This window comes from Mycobacterium sp. 1423905.2, assembly GCF_001673155.1.
In the GTDB taxonomy this organism is placed as follows: Bacteria; Actinomycetota; Actinomycetes; order Mycobacteriales; family Mycobacteriaceae; genus Mycobacterium.
On the sequence record NZ_LZLE01000243.1, the window covers coordinates 1 to 4,596 of the forward strand.

Annotated in this window: 5 protein-coding genes and 1 pseudogene; 2 read left to right on the plus strand and 4 right to left on the minus strand. The window is 63.7% G+C overall.

Features of this window, described 5'->3' with window-relative positions; genetic code table 11:
- Both A9W95_RS15440 and A9W95_RS15445 read left to right on the plus strand, forming a co-directional pair.
- Window positions 1-434: pseudogene (locus tag A9W95_RS15440) on the plus strand (hypothetical protein); the annotation flags it as partial.
- A gap of 152 nt (window positions 435-586) precedes the next feature.
- The gene (locus tag A9W95_RS15445) at window positions 587-1,180 is read left to right on the plus strand and encodes a hypothetical protein (RefSeq protein ID WP_371328078.1); all 594 of its coding nucleotides are present in this window, start codon (window positions 587-589) and stop codon (window positions 1,178-1,180) included.
- Between the two features lie 12 nt (window positions 1,181-1,192).
- Here A9W95_RS15445 and A9W95_RS15450 read toward each other — a convergent pair whose 3' ends face one another.
- The 4 genes from A9W95_RS15450 to A9W95_RS15465 all read right to left on the minus strand — a co-directional run.
- Complete coding sequence (locus tag A9W95_RS15450; RefSeq protein WP_067414288.1) at window positions 1,193-2,152, minus strand: alpha/beta hydrolase; 960 nt, start codon at window positions 2,150-2,152, stop codon at window positions 1,193-1,195.
- Window positions 2,149-2,586: a hypothetical protein gene (locus A9W95_RS15455; RefSeq protein ID WP_067414291.1), complete on the minus strand. Its 438-nt coding sequence runs from the start codon at window positions 2,584-2,586 to the stop codon at window positions 2,149-2,151. Before A9W95_RS15455 ends, A9W95_RS15450 begins: the two co-directional genes overlap by 4 nt.
- On the minus strand, window positions 2,570-3,742 hold the full coding sequence (locus A9W95_RS15460) for an amidohydrolase family protein (RefSeq protein WP_067414294.1): 1,173 nt from the start codon (window positions 3,740-3,742) through the stop codon (window positions 2,570-2,572). Before A9W95_RS15460 ends, A9W95_RS15455 begins: the two co-directional genes overlap by 17 nt.
- Window positions 3,742-4,596: amidohydrolase family protein (locus A9W95_RS15465; protein ID WP_067414298.1), on the minus strand; the 855-nt coding region annotated here is incomplete at its 5' end. The genes A9W95_RS15460 and A9W95_RS15465, both read right to left, overlap by 1 nt.

Consider the following 4,596-nt stretch of genomic DNA (forward strand, 5'->3'; position numbering starts at 1 on the left):
GATTCGCCGGTCTCAGTGGTTTCTTCGTCTGGAAGCACGATGACGCCAATGACCGCCAACATCGAGCCGCGGCGTTCGCCGCCGGAGCAAAACAAGGCGTCGTCAATATGACTTCGCTGGACTTCAACAAAGCCAAGGAAGACGTGCAGCGGGTCATCGACAGCTCCACTGGTGAGTTTCGGGACGACTTTCAAGCCCGGGCAGCCGATTTCACCAAAGTGGTCGAGCAATCCAAGGTCGTCACCGAGGGCACCGTGAACGCGACGGCCGTGGAATCCATGGACGGACGTACCGCACTGGTGCTGGTCTCGGCCACGTCGCGGGTCACCAATTCACCGAATTCCAAAGACGAACCACGCAATTGGCGGCTCAGGGTGACCGTCACAGAAGAGGGCGGCCAATACAAGATGTCGAAAGTTGAGTTTGTACCGTGACCGACGACGCGCGCCGACTCGAGACCGCAGTACCTCAGGAGATCGATCCCCTGACGGGTGTGCGGGCAAGCTACCGTAGCGCCGACGAAGGCGGCGACGGCGCCCCAGTCGCCGAAACCCCCGAACCCGCCGAAGCCGCCGAAGATCAGACCGTGGTGTTCTACTCGGACGCCGAGTTCGCCGACGACGGCGAACCCGAGCCCGAGTCCGAGTCCGAGGCGCCAGCCCATCACTGGCGGCGCGATCTGTGGCGCAAGAAGATCAATGTCAGGCCGATTCCGCTCATTCTCGTTGTGCTCCTGCTGGTCTCGGCCGGCGTGGCGGCATGGCTCTATGTGAACCAGTATCGGCCGGCGAAGCAGACCGATCCTGACGTCGAACGCGCCGCGGTCACTGCGGCGTCCGACGGGACGGTCGCCCTGCTCTCGTACTCACCAGACTCCCTGGACAAAGATTTCGCCAACGCCAAGTCGCATTTGGCCGGGGATTTCTTGTCCTATTACGAACAGTTCACCCAACAGACCGTTGCTCCGGCGGCCAAGCAAAAGTCGCTGAAGACGACCGCCCATGTGATGCGCGCTGCGGTGTCGGAGTTGCACCCGACCTCGGCGGTGGTGCTGGTGTTCGTCGACCAGAGCACTACGAGCAAGGACAGCCCCGAGCCGTCGGTCGCGGCCAGCAGCGTTCTGGTGAACCTGTCGCTCATCGACGGCAAGTGGCTCATCACCAAATTCACGCCGCTTTAGGGCGCAGAACACCTATATCGCGAACGCGCGTCGCAGGGTCTGCGCATGCAGCGCTTGATTCTCTTGCGACACAACCCAATCAGGTACCGCCGCATCAAAGCCGTGGAATGTCGCTGCGAACACGTGCAGTTCGGTGTGAACGTAGGCGTGCAAGAGCCGATTGGCGTAGTCGATGGCTTCGTCGCGGCACGGGTCGATCTCGGCGCAGCTGATGAACGTCGGCGGCAACCCCTCAAGATTGGCTCGGTGGGCCGGGACATGCTGGCCGGAGGCACTGCCGTGGCCGAGGTAATGCCCCCACGCCCGGCTCACCGCCGTACCGTTGAGGCCCGGAGTCCGCTGGAATTCGCGACGCGACGGCGTCGCGTCGGAATCGAGCATCGGCTGATGCAGGATCTGCACCAAAATCTGGGGGCCTTCTTCGTCGAACATGCGTTGCGCCATACCGGCTACCAACGCCGCGCCCGCATCACGTCCCATAGCGGCGACCCGCCCCCGGTCGGCGCGCATGTCCGCGGCGTGCGCCAACACGTGGCGTAAACCCGCTTCGACATCGGACAGCGCTGCTGGACAGTGATTCTCGGGGGCCAGTCGATAGTCGACGGACACCACCAGGCAATTGGCCGCTCGCGCCAAGTTCACGCATTCGGCATGATCGGTGTCCAGGTTGCCGGTGACGAACCCGCCGCCATGGGCATAGATGACCAGTGGCAGCACAGACGGGGCGTCGGCGCGGTAGAGGCGAAGTTGCAGCGGTTGGCCGTCCGGCCCGTCGATCGTCACCGATTCGACCGTGACACCGTTGTGGTCGACGTCTGCGGCGCGCTGCGCGGCGAGTCGATCGGCGCGGTTCCGCTCAGCCGGCAGCGTCTCGGCGCTGAATTCGACCAGGCCCAGTGCCGCGGCGCTGTCTCTCAGCTGCGGATCGATTCGGCTAAGGCCTTGGGGCCGAGTGAGATTCGTCTGTGTCATGCCCTCGTATCTTCCTGCGGTACGGCTGCAAACCCTTCTTCAAGGTAGACCTGCGACTCCATGTGGTGAAAGATCCGGTAGGCGTCCCCGTGGTCCTGCAGCAACCAGGTGATCCAGCTGGTGCCCGCGTGCACCGTGTCGGTTTCTCTGCCGGTGAACCGCCACCGACTCAACATCACGCACCGCGTCACACCGGCGGACAGCGTGTCGGCCGACCACAGGCTCGACGACACCGACGCATGCTTGAGGCGGCTGGCCACTCGGGCCCAGTGTCGCTCCAGCTCTTCGGCACCGATCAGCGGCAGCGCGTATTCGTCACCGATATAGATCGGCGACGGGCAGTGACGCTCCCACAGCTCGGCCACACCGGCAAGGTCGAGTGCCGACCACTTCTCGTCGTATTGAGCGATCAGTGCGTTAATCCGCGGTGTCACCGTCGGCCGGCCGTTCTCCGGGGAGGGCCTTGACGGTCGGCGGCAGCCCGTAGAGCGCGGTGGCATTGCCGTACATGATGCGGTCTCGTTGGTCGCGGGGGAACCGGTTGAGGGCATACGTCGGCGCGTCGTAGCTCCAGTGCGGGTAGTCCGTCGAGAACATGAGGTTGTCCCCCATGTCCATCAGTTCCAGGTACTCGCGGAACTGGACGGTGTCGATATCTTCCAGCGGCTGGGTGGTGAACCGCACGTGTTCTCGCAAATAGTCCGACGGGCGGCGACGCACGTGCGGCAAGTCACCGCGCCGAGCTTCCCAGATCCGGTCCATCCGCGACATCACCGGCATCGCCCAGGTGAAGCCGCCCTCGATGAACACCACCCGCAAGTCTGGGTGGCGGTCGAAGGCGCCGTCGAACACCAGACTCATCAGATGGGAGACGTACAGCAGCGGCCACGAGGCGAAGAAGTCATGCCAATGCGCGGGATTGCCGACCGGGTACAACGGAATCAATTCGAAGGGAGTCTGTCCCATCAGATGCGTGGCCACCGGCAGGCCGTTACGCGACGCGGCCGCATAGATCGGGTCGAAATGCTGATTGCCGAAAGGGATTCCGCGGGTCTGCGGCGTCATCAGCACCTGAGCCATATATGGATGCCCGGCCCAGCGCTGCACTTCGCGCGCGGCCAACTCCGGAGTCTGTGCGCTGACGCTGATCGATCCGCGCCACCGGCCATGCCCGTTGTGCTTGTCCAGCCAGACATCAGCAAGCCAGTCGTTGTAGGTCGACTTCAGCACATGCTCGGCCTGGGGGAGCTGCGCGTCACACATCGGCTCCAGCGATGCGATACTGACACCGGCGTCCACCAGTAGCTGCTTGGCGGCGAAATCGGGGTCACTGCCGGCCAATCCGCCGTCTGGCGGAGCGGCGTCCAACCGCAGCGACATCGTCTTGTACGAGTCGGGTGTGTCGTAGAAGTGCGGCACCGGCGTGACCGCATGGCCGGTCGGCCAGATCTTGTCTACCCATTCGGCGGGCGCGTAGGACTTGAGCACGTCGGTCGACACCGGCAGCGGGTGAACATCGGTGTCGACGACGGTCACTGCTATGTCTTGCTGTTGGCCCCCGGCGGACTCAACTCGTTCGATCGTTGTCATCACACACTTCTTTCCACCGGCGCGGTGAGCCCGTACAGCTCACTCGCATTTTCCCACAGCACTCTGGTGCGTTGCGCGTCGTCGAGGCCCGCGGTGGCGGCGTCGGGCGTCGATGTGGACCAATGCGGATAGCTCGATCCGTACATCACCAGAGCGGACTTGTCCGAGAAGTCCATCCAGCGCCGCATCTCTCCGACCTCGACCGGACCGTCGAATGCTGATGAGCAGAACCGGACATGGCTAGGCAGGTACTCACTGGGGTACCGATCCACCCACGGTGTTTGGTCACGCATCGACAGCCAGAACGTGTCCAACCGCCACATCAACGGAGTGAGGATGTCGTAGCCGCCGTCGGCGAAGACGAACTTGAGGTCGGCGTGACGGCCGAAGACGCCTTCGACGATCAGTGTCGCCAGGTGCACGAAATAGTTCAGCGGCATGAAGGCCGCGTATCCGGGATAGGTGTGCGCATGCCCGGCGAAAGTAGGCGCATGGTCGACACCGTTGCCGCCGTTGATGTGCACCGCCACCGGCAGCCCGTGCCCGGCGGCCGCTTCCCAAATGGGCTCGAACATCGGCTTGCCGTAGGGCTCGCGGGACTGCATCGGCACGCCTACCTGCACCAGCTTCGGGTGACCGGCGAGCCGCTCGATCTCTGCCACCGCACCTCTGGGATCTTCCGGGTTGACTCGGATGGTGCCGCGGAAACGGTCGGTGGTGTCGGGCTCCAGCCACCGGTCCAGCAACCAGTCATTGACCGCTGCGCAGATGCGGCTGTTGAGGAGGTAATCGGCGATGTTGCCGCGGGTCAGCGGATTCAAGATCGCGTATTGAACGCCAGCTTCGTCGAACAG